Raw genomic sequence first — 383 nt, 5'->3', positions numbered from 1 at the left:
GGACAAGCTGCACAGCCAGTACGATCACGGCTCGGTCAGCCGGGCGAGCAAGGTCGCGGACCGCGCGCCGCTGCTGATCAACCGCGAGGACGCCGTGGCGCGCGGCATCGCGGACGGTATGGTGGTCCTGGTCTTCAACGAGCGCGGATCATGCCTTGCCGGCGCCGTGGTGACCGACAGTCTGATCCCCGGCGTCGTGCAACTGCCGACCGGGGCCTGGTTCGATCCGGCCCGCCCAGGCGAGCCGGAAGGCCTCGAAAAGCACGGCAATCCAAATGTGCTGACACCCGATCGCGGCACGTCGCGTCTCGCGCAGTCGCCGACCTGCAATTCGACACTGGTTCAGGTGTCGCGGTTTACCGGGCCGGTTCCGCCCGTGACAG

General features: G+C 68.1%; 1 protein-coding gene. It reads left to right on the top strand.

Annotation, left to right across the window (positions count from 1 at the left end):
* Positions 1–383: molybdopterin dinucleotide binding domain-containing protein (locus EN852_RS35990; protein WP_281407835.1), on the top strand; the 383-nt coding region annotated here is incomplete at both ends.

Origin of the sequence: Mesorhizobium sp. M2E.F.Ca.ET.209.01.1.1, assembly GCF_004010375.2 — a bacterium.
In the GTDB taxonomy this organism is placed as follows: domain Bacteria; phylum Pseudomonadota; class Alphaproteobacteria; order Rhizobiales; family Rhizobiaceae; genus Mesorhizobium.
The sequence above is the reverse complement of the archived record's forward strand: the minus strand, read 5'-3'. Positions and strand labels throughout refer to the sequence as shown.